Here is a 16,205-nt window from a genome sequence, read left to right as displayed (position 1 = left end):
AACCTGCTATTGAGTCGGGGCTTATGCAAAAAGTTCCCACTTCAATAACCGGTCCATTTACCTTGGCCGTGCACCGTAATTTCACATTGCCACGAATGCGCGGCTATTGTGCCGCTCCCCCCCTCTATATACTAGTAGCCCGTGTGACCCTTTGATTCGCCGATCCAGGCGTCCTGTTTGCGCCAGCCCCTGTGGATCGCTTTTTGCGGAATCCTTCAAATGAGCCAACAGTTTCAACACGATGTCCTGGTGATCGGCAGCGGCGCAGCCGGCCTGAGCCTTGCGCTGACCCTCCCCAGCCACCTGCGCATTGCGGTGCTGAGCAAAGGCGACCTGGCCAATGGCTCGACATTCTGGGCCCAGGGCGGTGTTGCCGCCGTGCTGGACGACACCGACACGGTGCAGTCCCACGTCGAAGACACCCTCAACGCCGGCGGCGGCCTGTGCCACGAAGATGCGGTGCGCTTTACCGTCGAACATAGCCGCGAAGCCATTCAATGGCTGATCGACCAGGGCGTGCCGTTTACCCGTGACGATCACGCCGGCAGCGATGACGGCGGCTTCGAGTTCCACCTGACCCGCGAAGGCGGGCACAGCCATCGCCGCATCATCCACGCCGCCGACGCCACCGGGGCCGCGATCTTCAGGACCCTGCTCGAACAAGCCCGCCAACGCCCGAACATCGAACTGCTTGAGCAACGGGTCGCCGTCGACCTGATCACCGAGAAACGCCTGGGCCTGTCGGGCGAGCGCTGCCTCGGCGCCTATGTACTCAACCGCAACAGCGGCGAAGTCGACACCTACGGCGCGCGCTTCACCATTCTCGCCTCGGGCGGCGCGGCCAAGGTCTACCTCTATACCAGCAACCCCGACGGCGCCTGTGGCGACGGCATCGCCATGGCCTGGCGCTCGGGCTGCCGGGTGGCCAACCTGGAATTCAACCAGTTCCACCCCACCTGCCTGTATCACCCGCTGGCCAAGAGCTTCCTGATCACCGAAGCCCTGCGCGGCGAAGGCGCGCACCTGAAACTGCCGAATGGCGAGCGCTTCATGCAACGCTTCGACCCGCGCGCCGAACTGGCCCCGCGCGATATCGTCGCCCGCGCCATCGACCATGAAATGAAGCGCCTGGGCATCGACTGCGTCTACCTGGACATCAGCCACAAGCCTGAAGCGTTCATCAAGACTCACTTCCCGACGGTCTACGAGCGCTGCCTGGCCTTCAATATCGACATCACCAAAGGCCCGATCCCGGTGGTGCCGGCCGCGCACTACACCTGCGGCGGCGTGATGGTCGACCAACACGGGCGCACCGACGTGCCCGGCCTGTACGCGATCGGCGAAACCAGCTTCACCGGCCTGCACGGCGCCAACCGCATGGCCAGCAACTCGCTGCTCGAATGTTTTGTCTATGCGCGTTCGGCGGCGGCGGACATCCTTGAACAACTGCCGCAGATCCCCGTCCCGGCCGCCCTGCCCCGCTGGGACGCGAGCCAGGTGACCGATTCGGACGAAGACGTGATCATCGCCCACAACTGGGACGAACTGCGACGCTTCATGTGGGACTACGTAGGGATCGTGCGGACCAACAAACGCCTGCAACGCGCACAACACCGCGTGCGACTGTTGCTGGATGAGATCGACGAGTTCTACAGCAACTACAAAGTCAGCCGCGACCTGATCGAATTGCGCAACCTGGCCCAAGTGGCGGAGCTGATGATCCGCTCGGCCATGGAGCGCAAGGAAAGCCGGGGCCTGCATTACACCCTCGACTACCCGCAGATGCTGCCCGAGGCCCGCGATACTATTCTGGTGCCAACCACCTACGCCGACTGAACTTCAGGCGAACCCGCAGGCGCCGGTGTACATCGGCGGCCTGCGAATCCTTGGGCACACAGATCGACCGCACCGCCCATTCGCCCTGCACCCGATAGCGCAGCACCACGATCAACGGCAACGCCAGGCTGTCGGGACGCAGTTGCACGCGGTGCCAGCCGCGCGCTTCGCTCCACAACTGCCACCCGCTTTCGTCACGGCGCAGGCCGCGAATCGACGAACGGTGAGTCAGCCGGATATGGCGCGGGATAACCCAGGCGGCGTGAGCCAGGCACAGCAACAGGCCAAGGCTTGAATAAGGCAAATCGACAAGCAGCAGCGCACCCAGTGCGGACGACTGGGCCAGGAGATAGGCCGCCAGCAACAGCCGCGAGGCCTGCCAGCGGCATTCAAAGGCGGGATTACTTGGGCTGGACACGATCCAGGATCATCCGAACCATGCGCTGCAGCTCCGGGTCTTCCGATTCGGAGCGTTCCATGAACCAGCCGAACATGTCCTGGTCTTCGCATTCCAGCAGGCGCACGTAACAGTTGCGATCCGCCTCGTTAAGGGTCGAGTAAACCTCTCTGACGAATGGCACCAGCAACACGTCCAGCTCAAGCATGCCGCGACGGCTGTGCCAGTAGAGGCGATTGAGTTCTACATCTTCGACCATGGAACGCTCCTCAAATAGATTGCAAGTATACAGGCCCCAAGGCAGCGGAACAGTCGGCTTTGGTCGCCCCCTACAGAAACTATCCATTTGTCGGGCGCCCCTCTATGATGCACCTAGACTTTTTGACCTGCGATGACCCATGGCCGACTCTGCTTTCTTCTGCCCACTGACCCACGAAGGCGTTCTCGCCGTCCGCGGCGCCGACGCTGCCAAGTTCCTGCAGGGCCAACTCACCTGCAACCTCAACTACCTGAGCGACACCCAGGCCAGCCTCGGCGCGCGCTGCACGCAAAAAGGGCGCATGCAGTCGAGCTTTCGCATCCTGCTGCAAGGTGATGGCGTGCTCTTGGCCATGGCCACCGAGCTGCTGGAACCGCAACTGGCCGACCTGAAGAAATACGCGGTGTTCTCCAAATCCAAACTCACCGACGAAAGCGCCGCCTGGGCACGTTTTGGCCTGGCGAACGCGGATCAGGCCCTGGCGAGCCTGGGCCTGGAGCTGCCGGCCGCGACCGACAGCGTCGTCCGCAGCGAACAATTGATCGCCATCCGCGTATCCCCTGGTCGCGTCGAACTCTGGGCGCCCGCCGAGCAAGCCGAAGCTGTGCGCAGCCAATTGGCCGCGCAGTTGCAAACGACTGACTTGAATGACTGGCTGCTGGGCCAGGTGCGCGCCGGTATCGGCCAGGTCATGCCGCAGACCCGCGAGCTGTTTATCCCGCAGATGCTCAACCTGCAGGCCGTGGGCGGCGTCAGTTTCAAGAAAGGCTGCTACACCGGCCAGGAAATCGTCGCGCGCATGCAATACCTGGGCAAACTCAAGCGTCGCCTGTACCGCCTGAGCCTGAATGCCGCTGAATTGCCCGAGCCCGGCACGCCGCTGTTTTCTCCCAGCCACAACAGCTCGATCGGCGAAGTGGTGATCGCGGCAAAAGCTGACCAAATGGTGGAACTTCTGGCGGTTCTGCAAGCCGAAGCAGCCGAGAGTGGTGATGTGCATTTAGGCACCCTCGAAGGTCCCGGTTTGCAACTACTTGACCTGCCCTACCAATTGGATCGTGATCGAGAGATCCAGCACTGATCGTCGCACCCCTTTGCAACACCTTAGAGAGCATGAATGAACGAGCTGGCGGAAAAAGTCCAACAGGCTTTGATTGCGGCCATCGACAACGATGACCTGGTTCTGCCGACATTACCGGAAGTGGCCCTGAGCATTCGTCAGGCCGCCGAAGACCCGGAAATCGGCATCAGCCACTTGAGCAAAGTGATCGGTCGCGACACCGCGCTGTCGGCGCGCTTGATCAAAGTGGTCAACAGCCCGCTGTTGCGGGCGACGCAGGAAGTCACCGACCTGCACACCGCCATCACCCGGCTGGGCACCAACTACAGCAGCAACCTGGCGATCGGCCTGGTGATGGAGCAGATCTTCCACGCCCGTTCCGAAGTGATCGAACAGAAAATGCGCGACGTCTGGCGCCGCAGCCTGGAAGTGGCGGGCGTCAGCTACGCGCTGTGCCGCAGCCACAGCCAGCTCAAGCCGGACCAGGCAGCGCTCGGAGGCCTGGTGCACCAGATCGGTGTGCTGCCGATCCTGACCTATGCCGAAGACCATTACGAGTTGCTCTCTGACCCGGTCAGCCTCAACCATATGATCGAGAAAAGCCACCCAATGCTCGGCGACAAACTCCTGCGTGGCTGGGACTTCCCGGAGATGCTGGTCAAGCTGCCGGGCCAATACCTGGACCTGGAACGCGACTCCGCCAGCCTCGACTATATCGACCTGGTGCAAGTCGCCGTGCTGTATTGCCATCGCGGCACCGCGCATCCACTGGCGGATGTACCGATCACCAACCTGCCGGCAGTCAAGAAACTGCGCCTGGACCTTTACAGCGACAGCGTGCGTGCGGAACTGGATGAAGCGCGGTCGATGTTCTACTGATCAACCGGCGACAAAACTGACGCGCACTTTCAAGCCCGTCGGTTCACCATCATGCAGACTGATCTGGGCCAGATGCGCGCGACAGATTTCGCCGACAATCGCCAGGCCCAGACCGGAGCCCAGGCCCTGCTGACTGCGGCGATAGAAGCGTTCGAACACGCGGTCGCGCTCGTCCAGCGGAATGCCCGGGCCATCATCTTCCACTTCCAGCACCGCCGGTGCCGTCACGCGCAGGATCACATTGCCGCCAGGCGGCGTATGCGCCAGGGCGTTATCCACCAGGTTACTCAACAGCTCGTTGAGCAGCGTCGGTTCGCCGCGCAGCCACACCGGCTCGTCGGCTTCCAGCGCCAGCGCGACCCCACGCGCATGGGCCAACGGCGCCATGGCCATGCCCAGTTCGCGGGCCAACTGGCTGAGGTCGAGCAATTGCGCCCCGCCTTCGGCAATCGCCCGTGCGCCGTTTTCGATGCGCGCCAAGGACAACAATTGATTGGCCAGATGGGTCAGGCGGTCGGTGCCTTGCGCGGCGGTTTCCAGGGTGCTGCGCCAGGTGGCCGGGTCTTCGGCGCGCAGGCCGAGTTCCAGGCGCGCCTTGAGCGCGGCCAGCGGCGTGCGCAGTTCGTGGGCCGCATCGGCGATAAACTGTGCCTGGCGCTCGAACTGGCCCCGCAGGCGTTCGGTGAAATGGTTGATGGAACGCACCAGCGGGCCGAACTCGAGCTGCACCTCGACCAGCGGCAACGGCCGCAGATCGTCGGGCTGGCGCTCTTCCACCGCCGTGCGCAAGCGCTCCAGCGGGCGCAACGCCGCGCTCACGGCAAACCACACCAGCAATAGCGCGCCGATGGCGAGCATGCCCAGGCGCAGCAAGGTATCGGCCATCAGGCTACGGGCCATGCTGACGCGGGCTTCATCGGTCTCGGCCACGCGGATTTCCGCCATGCCGTTCATGTTCGGTTCGGAAACCGCCTTGAGCAGGCTCACCACGCGCACGGCCTGGCCCTGGTACGTAGCGTTGTAAAACCGTGCCAATGCCGGGTAATCATCGGTGCGCGGCGTGCCAGGCGGCGGGCCGGGGAGGTTTTCGTAACCGGAAATCAGCTTCTGGTCGATGTCATTGACCTGGTAATAAATCCGCCCGGCGCTGTCGTAGGCAAAGGTGTCCAGGGCCACATACGGCACATTCGCGCTCAAGCTGCCGTCGACCTCGGTCAGGCCGGCGGCAATCGTGCGTGCCGAGGCCAGCAAGGTGCGGTCATAGGCGGTGTCGGCGGCTTCGCGGCCGTTCCAGTAGGCGCTCATGCCGCTGGCGACCATCAACAGCACCAGCAACAGCGCGAGGTTCCACAGCAGCCGCCAGCGCAGACTGCTGGGCTTATGCATCGCGCGCTTCCAGCAGGTAGCCGAGGCCACGGAAGGTGACGATGGCGATGGGCTGGCCGTCGAGTTTCTTGCGCAGGCGGTGTATGTAGATTTCGATCGCATCCGGGCTGGCCTCTTCGTCGAGGCCGAACACCTGGGCGGCCAGTTGCTCCTTGCTCATCACCCGGCCCGGGCGCGCGATCAGCGCTTCAAGCACAGCTTGCTCGCGGGACGTGAGGGTCAGCAGCTCGCCGCCGACCGTGAAGCGGCGGGTGTCGAGGTCGTAGACCAGCACGCCGCAGGCCTGCTGGCGCTCGCCGCCGAGCACGCTGCGCCGCAACAGCGCCTTGACCCGCGCCTCCAGTTCCGTCAGCTCGAACGGCTTGGCCAGGTAATCGTCGGCGCCCAGGTTCAGGCCATGCACACGGTCTTTCACATCACTGCGCGCCGTCAGCATCAGCACCGGCAGATTTTTCCCACGCGCCCGCAAGCGCGCCAACACCTCGAAACCGTCCATGCGCGGCAAGCCCACATCGAGGATCGCCGCGGCGTATTCCTCACTGCCCAAGGCCAGGTCCGCGGCCACTCCGTCGTGCAGCACATCGACGGTCAGACCCGTGCTCTTGAGCGCCTGGGCGACACTTTCGGCCAGTTGCAAATGGTCTTCAACCAGGAGGACACGCATGGATTTCTACCTCATTCGGGGGTGGTCGGCGCCACGCTCTGCGAGGCAGTTTACAGGCGCCGCCTGGGCTGTGAAGCCCGAAAACAATGAAAGGCAACTGAAAGGTTAGTGAAAGCTTCACCCTTTAGCATCCAGCCACGGTAGGCCATGCCCGCCGAGCTGCCTGATCCGTAGCACCCGAAAAACGCCTCGAAGCGTTTTCGTCAAATAAGAACAATAACGGAGTACTCAACGATGCTGTCGACACAGCCCCAGGCTTGCACGCCTGTGCGTTTTTCCCGCCTGACCCAAACCGCCCTTGCCAGCGCCGCCACCCTTGCCGGCTTTTCGCCGCTTGCCCAAGCCGCCTTCTTCGAAGACAGCAGCGCGACCCTGGAAACCCGCAACATGTACTTCAACCGCGACTTTCGCGACGGCACCAGCGCCCAGCAATCCAAGCGCGACGAATGGGCCCAGGGCTTCATGCTCAACCTGCAATCGGGCTACACCGACGGCACCGTCGGCTTTGGCGTGGATGCGCTGGGCATGCTCGGCGTCAAGCTCGACTCCAGCCCCGACCGCACCGGCACCGGCCTGCTGCCCACCCACGACGATGGCCGCGCCGCCAACGAGTATTCCAAGCTGGGCCTGACCGGCAAAGTGAAGATCTCCGCCACCGAACTGAAAGTCGGCGCGCTGATCCCCGAACTGCCGATCCTCAAGCCCAACGACGGCCGCATCCTGCCGCAAACCTTCAACGGTGGCCTGATCACCTCGAAAGAGTTCAAGAACCTGGTGTTCACCGGTGGCCGTCTCGACAAGGCCAAGGACCGCGACGACACCAACTACGAGGACATCGCCCTCAACAACAAGAACAGCCGTTTCCTCAGCGGCGCCACCGGCAAGCACTTCAATTTCGGCGGCGTGGACTACAAGTTCGCCGACAAGATCACCGGCAGCTATCACTTCGCCCAACTCGACGACGTGTACCGCCAGCACTTCCTCGGCCTGGTGGCTGCGCGCCCGATGGGCCCTGGCACCTTCGCCACCGATCTGCGCCTGGCGATCAGCGACGACACCGGCGCCGCCCGCGGCGGCAAGATCGACAACACCTCCCTCAACGGCCTGTTCAGCTATGCCCTCAATGGCCATAAGCTCAGCGCCGGCTACCAGCACATGTCCGGCGACAGCGCGTTTCCGTATGTGGATGGCAGCGACCCGTACCTGGTCAACTTCGTGCAGATCAACGACTTTGCCGGCGCTGAGGAACGCTCCTGGCAGGCACGCTACGACTATGACTTCGCCAAGCTGGGGATTCCCGGCCTGAGTTTCATGAGCCGTTACCTGTCGGGTGACCATATCAAGCTCAAGAACGGCGAGACCGGCAAGGAGTGGGAACGCAACAGCGAGATCAAGTACGTGGTGCAAAGCGGCACGTTCAAGGATGTCGCCGTGCGCCTGCGCAATGCGACGTATCGTTCCAACTATTCAGCGCGTGATGCGGATGAAGTACGCCTGCTGGTCAGTTACAGCGTCGCGCTCTGGTAAGCAGTGCCTGGTAATAGCCACTCATAACAACAACGATGGAGATAACCATGACCCTTTCATTGCGTAAATTCGCCCTCGCCGCCGGCTGCATGCTGTTCGCCGGCCAACTGCTGGCCGCCGACGAACCCAAGCGCCCGGAATGCATCGCCCCGGCCTCCCCTGGCGGTGGTTTTGACCTGACCTGCAAACTGGCGCAAAGCGCGCTGGTCAACCAGAAGCTGCTGAGCAAGCCGATGCGCGTGACCTACATGCCCGGCGGCGTGGGCGCAGTGGCCTACAACGCCGTGGTCGCACAGCGCCCTGCAGACGGCGGCACCCTGGTGGCCTGGTCCAGCGGCTCGCTGTTGAACCTGGCCCAGGGCAAGTTCGGGCGCTTCGATGAAAGCGCCGTGCGTTGGCTGGCGGCGGTCGGCACCAGCTACGGCGCCATCGCGGTGAAAAGCGATTCGCCTTACAAAAATCTCGACGACCTGGTGCAGGCGCTGAAGAAAGATCCGAGCAAAGTGGTCATCGGTTCCGGCGGCACCGTAGGTAGCCAGGACTGGATGCAAACCGCGCTGATCGCCAAGGCCGCCGGGATCAACCCGCGCGACCTGCGCTATGTGGCGCTGGAAGGTGGCGGTGAAATTGTCACCGCGCTGATGGGCAACCACATCCAGGTGGGCAGTACCGACATCTCCGATTCCATGCCCCATATCCAGAGTGGAGACATGCGCTTGCTCGCGGTGTTCTCCGAAGCGCGCCTGGACGAGCCGGAAATGAAGGATATTCCGACCGCCAGAGAGCAAGGCTACGACATCGTCTGGCCAGTGGTGCGCGGTTTCTACCTTGGGCCAAAAGTCAGCGATGCCGACTACGCCTGGTGGAAAGACGCCTTCGACAAACTGCTGGCCTCCGAAGACTTCGCCAAGCTGCGTGACCAGCGCGAGCTGTTCCCGTTCGCCATGACCGGCCCGGAGCTGGACACCTACGTGAAGAAGCAGGTAGCGGACTACAAAGTGCTGGCCAAAGAGTTCGGCCTGATCCAGTAATCGCCCCTCTGTCGCACGGCCACGCCCTGCTGAACCAGGGGCGTGGCCCAGGAGTTCAACATGCTCTTACAACGCATATTCGCCGCCGCGCTGCTGCTGGCCTGCGCGGGCCTGGCCTTGATGGCCTGGCCCTACCAGGCGTCGTTTTCCTACGAACCCGTGGGGCCTCGGGCCTACCCGCTGCTGATGCTTGGGCTGATGAGCCTGGCGCTGATCTACATGCTGTTTCGCCCGCAGCCGACCAAACACACTGAGGAAGAACCCGCGCTGGACCGCGCCACCCTGATCAAGATCGGCATCTGCGTGGCGCTGTTGATCGTGTTTGCCGCCACCTTCGAATCCCTCGGTTTCATTCTCAGCAGCATGTTGATCGGCATTCCGATGGCACGGCTGTATGGCGGCCGCTGGTTGCCCGGTGCGGTGATCATCACCTTGATGAGCGTCGGCCTTTATCTGCTGTTCGATAAAGCCATGGATGTTCCGCTGCCCCTCGGCCTGCTCGACGTTCTGGAGAACTGATATGGATACTTTCGGCTATTTGGGCCAGGGCTTCGGCGTGGCACTGTCCCCCTACAACCTGGTGACCGCGCTGTGCGGCACCTTGATCGGCACCGTGGTCGGCCTGCTGCCGGGCCTGGGCCCGATCAACGGCGTGGCGCTGCTGATCCCCATCGCGTTCGCCCTGGGCCTGCCGCCGGAGTCGGCGTTGATCCTGCTGGCGGCCGTGTACCTGGGCTGCGAATACGGTGGGCGTATCAGCTCGATCCTGCTGAACATCCCGGGCGAAGCCTCCACCGTGATGACCACCCTCGACGGTTACCCGATGGCCCGCAAAGGCCTGGCCGGTGTGGCCTTGTCGTTGTCGGCGTGGAGTTCGTTCATCGGCGCGTTTATCGCCACCTGCGGCATGGTGCTGTTTGCCCCGCTGCTGGCCAAGTGGGCGATTGCCTTCGGCCCGGCGGAATATTTCGTACTGATGGTGTTCGCGATTGTCTGCCTCGGCGGCATGGCCGGCGATAAACCGCTGAAGACCTTTGTCGCGGCGCTGATCGGCCTGTTCCTGTCGGCGGTGGGCATCGACGCCAACAGCGGCGTGTACCGCTTTACTGGCGATAACATCCACCTGACCGACGGCATCCAGTTCGTGGTGTTGGTGCTGGGCCTGTTCTCCATCAGCGAGATCCTGTTGCTGCTGGAAAAAACCCACCGTGGCCAGGAAGCGGTGAAAGCCACCGGGCGGATGATGTTTAACCTGAAGGAAGCCTCGTCGGTATTTGCGGTGAACATCCGGTGCGGCCTGCTCGGTTTCATCATGGGCGTATTGCCCGGCGCTGGCGCGACGTTGGCGTCAGCCGTGGCCTACATGACCGAGAAACGCCTGGCCGGGGCCAGCGGTAAATTCGGGCAGGGTGACATGCGCGGTCTGGCGGCTCCGGAAACCGCCATCGGCGCCTCCGCCTGCGGTGCGCTGGTGCCGATGCTGACCCTGGGCGTGCCGGGTTCGGGCACCACCGCGGTGATGATCGGCGCCCTGTCGCTGTACAACATCACGCCGGGCCCGCTGTTGTTCCAACAGCAACCGGATATCGTCTGGGGCCTGATCGCCTCGTTGTTCATCGCCAACATCATGCTGGTGATCCTCAACATCCCGATGATCCGCATCTTCACGCGCATCCTCGCCGTGCCGAACTGGGCGCTGGTGCCGGTGATCGCGATCATTACCGCGATCGGCGTGTACGCGGTTCACGCCACCACGTTCGATCTGTTCCTGATGATCGGTATCGGCATCTTCGGCTACATCCTGCGCAAGCTCGACTTCCCGCTGTCGCCGGTGTTGCTGGGCTTTATCCTCGGCGGCCTGATGGAGCAGAACCTGCGCCGCGCGCTGTCGATCTCCAACGGTGCGCTGGAGATCCTGTGGTCCAGCCCGATCACCTTCGGTGTCTGGGTATTGACCGCCGTGATGCTGCTGTTACCGCTGGCGCGCATCTACCGCAAACGTGCGTTGCAGCGTCGTGCCGTGGCCGATGTCTGAGGCCAGCTTTAAACACTGGTGGGGAACACCGCTGGTCGGCCTGGCCGGCGGTTACCTGGCCAGCCAGATCGGCTGGCCGTTGCCGTATATGGTCGGTTCGCTACTGGCGATCATCCTCGTGCGTTGCCTCACGCCGTGGCAGTTGGCGGAGATTCCCGGCGGGCGCAAAGGCGGCCAATGGGTGGTGGGCATCGGCATCGGCCTGCACTTCACTCCGCTAGTGATCGAACAGGTGATGAGCCACTTCGGTTTGATCTTCTTCGGCGCGCTGGTCACCAGCCTGTCGAGCGTGGTCGGCGTGTGGTTGATGCGCCGCAGCGGCGAAGACCGCGCCACCGCGTTTTTCGCCAGCATGCCAGGCGGTTCCGGCGAGATGGTCAACCTCGGCGCACGCAATGGCGCGGTGCTCAGCCGGGTCGCGGCGGGGCAAAGCCTGCGGGTGTTGGTGGTGGTGCTGTGCGTACCGGCGATCTTCAAGTACGTGCTGGACGGTGGCGCGCCGCAGTTTCATCCCGCCCCGGTGAGCTGGGCCTGGCTGGCGCTGCTGTTTCCCGCCGGTGCGCTGGTGGCCTGGGGCTGGCAGCGCTTGCGTCAGCCGAACCCGTGGCTGTTCGGGCCCCTGTTGGTCAGTGCCACCGCCAGTGTGGCGTGGGACCTGCACATCGGCCTGCCCGACGGCGGCAGCCAGATCGGTCAGTGGCTGATCGGCAGCGGGTTGGGCTGCCACTTCAATCGTCAGTTCTTCCGCAGTGCGCCGTCGTTCATGGCGCGCACCTTGATCGGCACCGCCTTGACCATGCTGCTGGCGACGCTGGCCGCCGTGGGCTTGAGTACGATGACCCAACTGGACCTGCGCTCATTGACCCTGGGCATGATGCCAGGCGGTATTGCCGAGATGAGCTTGACCGCGGAAACCCTGCAACTGTCGGTGCCGTTGGTGACGGCAATGCAGGTGATGCGCTTGTTGTTCGTGTTGTTTCTGGCGGAGCCGCTGTTCAGGCATTGGAACCGCCAAACCTGATTACCTTCAAGAAGGAACCCTTCATAGATCACTACCGCTCATCCGAACTGTCAACCTTTACAGCTAGCGGCATTCACACGTCCAAGCCTTCAATCAATGGTGCGCAAGAGCGCCCCTGAGGATTGTGATCATGGTGCCACCTCCCCCTTTAATCATCGACGAGCCCGCAGCCATCATCAACACGGTGGCTGTGCAGGGCTCCCCCAATCGGCTTGTGCTCAACACAGACGGCACGCGCCTGTATGTTGCCAGCGCTACCCTCCCCCAGGGTATTACGGTCATCGACACGGCGAGCTTCAGCGTTCTGACCACGATTATCGATGTGGGCTCGCCGATTTGGCTCGCCATGCATCCCGCCGAGCAACGCCTCTATGTCAGCGATAATAGCCAGGCAGGCGATACGCCGATCAGGGTGATCGACACATCGACCGATACCGTCATTGATCACATCAAGGGGTTCACAACCGTCAATGGCATGGCGCTGAACTCTACTGGTGTGCGCCTGTATGTGGCTGACCATGGCGCTTCGGAGGTGGTGGTGATCAATACCGCCAACCATCAGCGCATTGCCGCCACCGCAGTGGGCTTGCCCCGGGAAATTGCAATAGCACCCGGCAACGCTCGCTCGCACGTTGCCTCGGATTTCGATGGATGGACCAGCATCAACCTGGGCACCAACAGAATCGTTACCCAAACCCCTACCGTTGCCGGCGAACCCACCACCATTGCCCACGCTCGCTTCAACGCACGCGTCTACATCACCTACCGTGACCGTGGTGAACTGTATATCGGCGACACTTCCACCACACAGGCCAGCACCGTACTGGGCGGTTTGCTGAGCCCCTATCAGGTGGCGTTTCACACGATGCTCGAATTCGCCTACGTCACGGAAACCGACGGCGACCGGGTGAGTGTCCTCAATACCCGTACTCAGGCGATAACCGGCTCGATCCAAGGCTTCAACAAACCGCGCGGGATCGTCGTGGCGCCCAACGGTAGGACCGCATACGTGGCGAATATTGGCAACGCCACGGTGTCGCAAGTCAGGTTGTGAGACGACGCAGTCGGGCTTATAGCGCCGGCAACCGCCACTCAATCGGCGTCTCGCCATTCTGCTCAAGAAACTTGTTGGTGCGGCTGAAATGCCCGCAGCCCAGAAAGCCGCGATACGCCGACAACGGCGACGGGTGGACCGACGTCAGCACCAGATGCTTGGTCGCATCGATCAGCTTCTGCTTGCTCTGCGCATGCGCGCCCCACAGCAGGAACACCAGGTGCGGCTGGTGCTCGCTGACGACTTCGATGATCCGATCGGTAAAAAACTGCCAGCCCTTGCCCGCATGGGCGTTGGCGTTGGCGCGTTCCACGGTCATGGTGGTATTGAGCAGCAATACGCCCTGGTCGGCCCAGCTTTGCAGGCAACCGTGGTTGGGGATGTCGATATTCAGGTCGCGCTTGAGCTCTTTATAGATATTGACCAGCGACGGCGGCGCCGGCACGCCCGGTTGCACCGAGAAACACAGACCGTGGGCCTGGCCGGGGCCGTGGTAGGGGTCCTGGCCGAGGATCACCACCTTGACCTTGTCCAGCGGCGTGGAATTGAGCGCGTTGAAGATCAGCGGGCCAGGCGGGTAGATCTCCTTGCCGGCCGCGTGTTCCTGGCGCAGGAACTCACGCAACTGGGCCATGTAGGGCTGCTCGAACTCATCGCGCAGGGCGTGTTTCCAGCTGGGTTCGAGTTTGATACGGTCGCCTTCGCTCATGATTGACTGGTCTTGTAAAAAAGAATGAGGCGAACCCTAGGAAAGCCGACCCCGCTTGTCAATTGATCTGACACACAACCGGCACTTTCCCATGAAGGGATCATACTCAACCTTCACCTTCCCGATTGAGGTCACGATGAACCTGCACTTCGAAGAGCTGACCGGCAGCGGCGGCGCGCGCATCGGCATCGCCAGCCTGGACGCCGAAAAGGCCCTCAACGCCCTCTCCCTGCCGATGATCCTGGCCCTGGGCGATCGCCTGGACGCCTGGGTCAAAGACCCGAACATCGTCTGCGTGCTGTTGCGCGGCAAGGGCCCCAAGGCATTTTGCGCCGGCGGCGAAGTGCGCAGCCTGGCCATGGCCTGCCGTGAACAACCCGGCGTCGTGCCGGAGCTGGCCGCGCAGTTTTTTGCCGCGGAATATCGCCTCGACTATCGCCTGCACACCTACCCCAAACCGTTGATCTGCTGGGGCCACGGCTATGTGCTGGGCGGCGGCATGGGCCTGCTGCAAAGCGCCTCGGTGCGTATCGTCACCCCCAGCAGCCGCTTGGCCATGCCCGAGATCAGTATCGGCCTGTATCCGGATGTGGGCGCCAGTTGGTTCCTGTCACGCATGCCGGGCAAACTGGGGTTGTTCCTTGGCCTGACCGGCGCGCACATCAACGGCCGCGACGCGCTCGATTTGGGCCTGGCCGACCGCTTCATGCGCGACGACCAACAAGACGAACTGCTCGAAGGCCTGTTGCAACTGAACTGGCAGGAACAGACCGCGATGCAGCTCAACAGCCTGCTCAAGGCCTTGGCCCAGGAAGCCATCGACCAGCAACCCGAAGCGCAATGGCTACCACGCCGGGCGCAGATCGATGAGTGGCTGGATGTCAGTGACGTGCGCAGTGCCTGGCGGGCCTTGAGCCCGTTGCGCGAGCACGCCGACCCGTTGCTCAGCCGCGCCGGCAAGACCCTCAGCGAAGGCTGCCCGCTGACCGCGCACCTGGTGTGGGAACAGCTCCAGCGCGCCCGCCACCTGTCGCTGGCCGAGGTGTTCCAGATGGAATACACCTTGAGCCTCAATTGCTGCCGCCACCCGGAATTCAGCGAAGGGGTCCGCGCGCGGTTGATCGACAAAGACCAGCAGCCTCATTGGCATTGGCCGGATATCAATGCCATTCCGCAGGCCGTGGTGCAGGCGCATTTCAACAAAGCCTGGGAAGGCCGCCATCCGCTCGCGGATTTTTCCTACTTTTGACAGTCAGTTTTTTGGCTTTTTAACCGTGAATGCGCAATTGTCCGGCTGACTGTCCTGGCAGATATACACCGGCAGGCCGAAGGGGTCGCTGGCAAGGTGCCAATGCAAAGTACCGGTCAGCGACATCGTCTCCACCTCTGCCGATTTGCCGTACCGCAAGTCCACTCTCTGACCGTCACCGGTCAGGTAGCTGCACTTGTCTACATAGCCGTTTTCCCGATCCTGTGCCTTGCCCGGGGTAAAAATGGCGCCAATGAATTGGTCGACAAAGTCCCGATAGCCGATCTTCGGGCTTTGCCAGACGAGTGTTCCTACCGTCGCCTGGAAGTAGCCATCGACATACTTGATTGCCGAGGGATAAGGGCAGCCTTGGTTCGCTTGCACGTGTGCAACGCCGCCGACCATGAGGAGTAAAACGCACATCAACTGTCTGATCATCGGGGGTTCCTTCGCTCACTGGGCGGTCAAAGAGGCGCAACGGCCGCTCCCAGTTGAATGCACTAGAAACCCAAACGATAGCTGTTAAATCTGACAGTACTGCTAAATGCTACGAAAAAGCGGCGCTGCCTGCGCCGCTTGCCTTCAAGAGCGGTCAACGATGACCGCCGCGACCAGCGCCACGATCGCCACCGCGACCGTGCCCGCCATTGCCCCAGCGATCCCCCCAACCCTGGTTTGGATAAGCCCGGTAACCCATGCGGGGCGCCGGCTGGTAATAACGTGGCACCGGCTGGTAATAACGCGGCGCCGGCGCGTAGTAACGCGGCGCCGGGTAATAGTCACGCCGATATTGATACGCCGGGCCGCCGCCGTAGTAATACACCGGCGCGGGCGCGGTATAGACCTCGGAACGGTAATAACCTGGGCCTCCATCGTAATAGGGCACGCACGCAGAAAGGGACAGACCGAGCACAGCGATAAGAAGCAGTCGTCGATACATGGCGGCCTCCTGGACCGCGAAAGAGCACCGCCAGCGACGCTGGGGGGCGGCATTCAACTTTTGCTGAATGACGAAATATCTGACATCAAAAAGCGAAACTGGTGCGATTTCGACACAGACTGAAACATCTGTTTCGGACGAACCGAATGCCTCATTGC

General features: G+C 62.4%; 17 protein-coding genes. 10 read left to right on the top strand and 7 right to left on the bottom strand.

The features are described 5' to 3' along the window. The first annotated feature begins 219 nt into the window (after nt 1-219). Nucleotides 220-1,836, top strand: a complete 1,617-nt coding sequence (gene nadB, locus NR164_RS21260; protein WP_017844910.1) for an L-aspartate oxidase — start codon at nt 220-222, stop codon at nt 1,834-1,836. Here the strand turns inward: nadB and NR164_RS21255 are convergent. Together NR164_RS21255 and NR164_RS21250 are read right to left on the bottom strand one after the other, a co-directional pair. Beyond that, nucleotides 1,805-2,254, bottom strand: a complete 450-nt coding sequence (locus tag NR164_RS21255; RefSeq protein WP_017844909.1) for a protein YgfX — start codon at nt 2,252-2,254, stop codon at nt 1,805-1,807. The genes nadB and NR164_RS21255 overlap by 32 nt on opposite strands. Next, nucleotides 2,238-2,492 (bottom strand): succinate dehydrogenase assembly factor 2, encoded by a 255-nt coding sequence (locus tag NR164_RS21250; protein ID WP_017844908.1) that lies wholly within the window; start codon nt 2,490-2,492, stop codon nt 2,238-2,240. Before NR164_RS21250 ends, NR164_RS21255 begins: the two co-directional genes overlap by 17 nt. Before the next feature lie 139 nt (nt 2,493-2,631). Between NR164_RS21250 and NR164_RS21245 the strand changes: the two genes are divergently transcribed. Both NR164_RS21245 and NR164_RS21240 read left to right on the top strand, forming a co-directional pair. Continuing rightward, nucleotides 2,632-3,573: a folate-binding protein YgfZ gene (locus NR164_RS21245; protein WP_256823234.1), complete on the top strand. Its 942-nt coding sequence runs from the start codon at nt 2,632-2,634 to the stop codon at nt 3,571-3,573. Between the two features lie 36 nt (nt 3,574-3,609). Beyond that, a complete protein-coding gene (locus NR164_RS21240; RefSeq protein ID WP_017844907.1) occupies nt 3,610-4,431 on the top strand; it encodes an HDOD domain-containing protein in 822 nt (273 codons plus the stop codon). On the opposite strand, the gene NR164_RS21235 is transcribed toward NR164_RS21240, so the two are convergent. Together NR164_RS21235 and NR164_RS21230 are read right to left on the bottom strand one after the other, a co-directional pair. Beyond that, nucleotides 4,432-5,817, bottom strand: coding sequence for a sensor histidine kinase (locus NR164_RS21235; protein ID WP_017844906.1), 1,386 nt, complete (start codon nt 5,815-5,817; stop codon nt 4,432-4,434). Further along, complete coding sequence (locus tag NR164_RS21230; protein WP_017844905.1) at nt 5,810-6,481, bottom strand: response regulator; 672 nt, start codon at nt 6,479-6,481, stop codon at nt 5,810-5,812. Before NR164_RS21230 ends, NR164_RS21235 begins: the two co-directional genes overlap by 8 nt. Before the next feature lie 234 nt (nt 6,482-6,715). Between NR164_RS21230 and NR164_RS21225 the strand changes: the two genes are divergently transcribed. From NR164_RS21225 to NR164_RS21200, 6 genes are all read left to right on the top strand, one after another. Next, nucleotides 6,716-8,008, top strand: a complete 1,293-nt coding sequence (locus NR164_RS21225) for an OprD family porin (protein ID WP_046384374.1) — start codon at nt 6,716-6,718, stop codon at nt 8,006-8,008. Between the two features lie 41 nt (nt 8,009-8,049). Further along, on the top strand, nt 8,050-9,039 hold the full coding sequence (locus tag NR164_RS21220; RefSeq protein WP_164887021.1) for a tripartite tricarboxylate transporter substrate binding protein: 990 nt from the start codon (nt 8,050-8,052) through the stop codon (nt 9,037-9,039). 60 nt (nt 9,040-9,099) lie between these two features. Beyond that, the gene (locus NR164_RS21215) at nt 9,100-9,558 is read left to right on the top strand and encodes a tripartite tricarboxylate transporter TctB family protein (protein ID WP_046384376.1); all 459 of its coding nucleotides are present in this window, start codon (nt 9,100-9,102) and stop codon (nt 9,556-9,558) included. 1 nt (nt 9,559) lies between these two features. After that, on the top strand, nt 9,560-11,074 hold the full coding sequence (locus NR164_RS21210; RefSeq protein ID WP_017844900.1) for a tripartite tricarboxylate transporter permease: 1,515 nt from the start codon (nt 9,560-9,562) through the stop codon (nt 11,072-11,074). Beyond that, a complete protein-coding gene (locus NR164_RS21205) occupies nt 11,067-12,095 on the top strand; it encodes an AbrB family transcriptional regulator (protein WP_256823233.1) in 1,029 nt (342 codons plus the stop codon). The genes NR164_RS21210 and NR164_RS21205 overlap by 8 nt, the downstream gene beginning before the upstream one ends. Before the next feature lie 130 nt (nt 12,096-12,225). Beyond that, the gene (locus NR164_RS21200; protein WP_046384378.1) at nt 12,226-13,149 is read left to right on the top strand and encodes a YncE family protein; all 924 of its coding nucleotides are present in this window, start codon (nt 12,226-12,228) and stop codon (nt 13,147-13,149) included. A 16-nt stretch (nt 13,150-13,165) separates the two neighbouring features. Here NR164_RS21200 and ung read toward each other — a convergent pair whose 3' ends face one another. Beyond that, entirely contained in the window at nt 13,166-13,858 is a 693-nt protein-coding gene (ung, locus tag NR164_RS21195; protein ID WP_046384379.1) for a uracil-DNA glycosylase, read from the bottom strand. 136 nt (nt 13,859-13,994) lie between these two features. Here ung and NR164_RS21190 point away from each other — a divergent pair, with 136 nt between their 5' ends. After that, nucleotides 13,995-15,107, top strand: coding sequence for an enoyl-CoA hydratase/isomerase family protein (locus NR164_RS21190; RefSeq protein ID WP_256823232.1), 1,113 nt, complete (start codon nt 13,995-13,997; stop codon nt 15,105-15,107). Between the two features lie 3 nt (nt 15,108-15,110). Here the strand turns inward: NR164_RS21190 and NR164_RS21185 are convergent, their stop codons facing one another. Together NR164_RS21185 and NR164_RS21180 are read right to left on the bottom strand one after the other, a co-directional pair. After that, complete coding sequence (locus NR164_RS21185) at nt 15,111-15,545, bottom strand: DUF3757 domain-containing protein (RefSeq protein ID WP_177032279.1); 435 nt, start codon at nt 15,543-15,545, stop codon at nt 15,111-15,113. Nucleotides 15,546-15,699: 154 nt separating this feature from the next. Further along, nucleotides 15,700-16,047 (bottom strand): hypothetical protein, encoded by a 348-nt coding sequence (locus tag NR164_RS21180; RefSeq protein WP_079443037.1) that lies wholly within the window; start codon nt 16,045-16,047, stop codon nt 15,700-15,702. Nucleotides 16,048-16,205 lie beyond the last annotated feature (158 nt).

The organism is Pseudomonas sp. Pse79 (assembly GCF_024519615.1).
Taxonomy (GTDB): domain Bacteria; phylum Pseudomonadota; class Gammaproteobacteria; order Pseudomonadales; family Pseudomonadaceae; genus Aquipseudomonas; species Aquipseudomonas veronii.
The sequence above is the reverse complement of the archived record's forward strand: the minus strand, read 5'-3'. Positions and strand labels throughout refer to the sequence as shown.

What these genes read in the sequence shown, in the direction of transcription:
- nadB (WP_017844910.1), top strand. Translation starts at nt 220, where the DNA reads ATGAGCCAACAGTTTCAACACGATGTCCTGGTGATCGGCAGCGGCGCA.
- NR164_RS21250 (WP_017844908.1), bottom strand. Translation starts at nt 2,492, where the DNA reads ATGGTCGAAGATGTAGAACTCAATCGCCTCTACTGGCACAGCCGTCGC.
- NR164_RS21245 (WP_256823234.1), top strand. Translation starts at nt 2,632, where the DNA reads ATGGCCGACTCTGCTTTCTTCTGCCCACTGACCCACGAAGGCGTTCTC.
- NR164_RS21240 (WP_017844907.1), top strand. Translation starts at nt 3,610, where the DNA reads ATGAACGAGCTGGCGGAAAAAGTCCAACAGGCTTTGATTGCGGCCATC.
- NR164_RS21235 (WP_017844906.1), bottom strand. Translation starts at nt 5,817, where the DNA reads ATGCATAAGCCCAGCAGTCTGCGCTGGCGGCTGCTGTGGAACCTCGCG.
- NR164_RS21230 (WP_017844905.1), bottom strand. Translation starts at nt 6,481, where the DNA reads ATGCGTGTCCTCCTGGTTGAAGACCATTTGCAACTGGCCGAAAGTGTC.
- NR164_RS21225 (WP_046384374.1), top strand. Translation starts at nt 6,716, where the DNA reads ATGCTGTCGACACAGCCCCAGGCTTGCACGCCTGTGCGTTTTTCCCGC.
- NR164_RS21215 (WP_046384376.1), top strand. Translation starts at nt 9,100, where the DNA reads ATGCTCTTACAACGCATATTCGCCGCCGCGCTGCTGCTGGCCTGCGCG.
- NR164_RS21210 (WP_017844900.1), top strand. Translation starts at nt 9,560, where the DNA reads ATGGATACTTTCGGCTATTTGGGCCAGGGCTTCGGCGTGGCACTGTCC.
- NR164_RS21205 (WP_256823233.1), top strand. Translation starts at nt 11,067, where the DNA reads ATGTCTGAGGCCAGCTTTAAACACTGGTGGGGAACACCGCTGGTCGGC.
- NR164_RS21200 (WP_046384378.1), top strand. Translation starts at nt 12,226, where the DNA reads ATGGTGCCACCTCCCCCTTTAATCATCGACGAGCCCGCAGCCATCATC.
- ung (WP_046384379.1), bottom strand. Translation starts at nt 13,858, where the DNA reads ATGAGCGAAGGCGACCGTATCAAACTCGAACCCAGCTGGAAACACGCC.
- NR164_RS21190 (WP_256823232.1), top strand. Translation starts at nt 13,995, where the DNA reads ATGAACCTGCACTTCGAAGAGCTGACCGGCAGCGGCGGCGCGCGCATC.
- NR164_RS21185 (WP_177032279.1), bottom strand. Translation starts at nt 15,545, where the DNA reads ATGATCAGACAGTTGATGTGCGTTTTACTCCTCATGGTCGGCGGCGTT.
- NR164_RS21180 (WP_079443037.1), bottom strand. Translation starts at nt 16,047, where the DNA reads ATGTATCGACGACTGCTTCTTATCGCTGTGCTCGGTCTGTCCCTTTCT.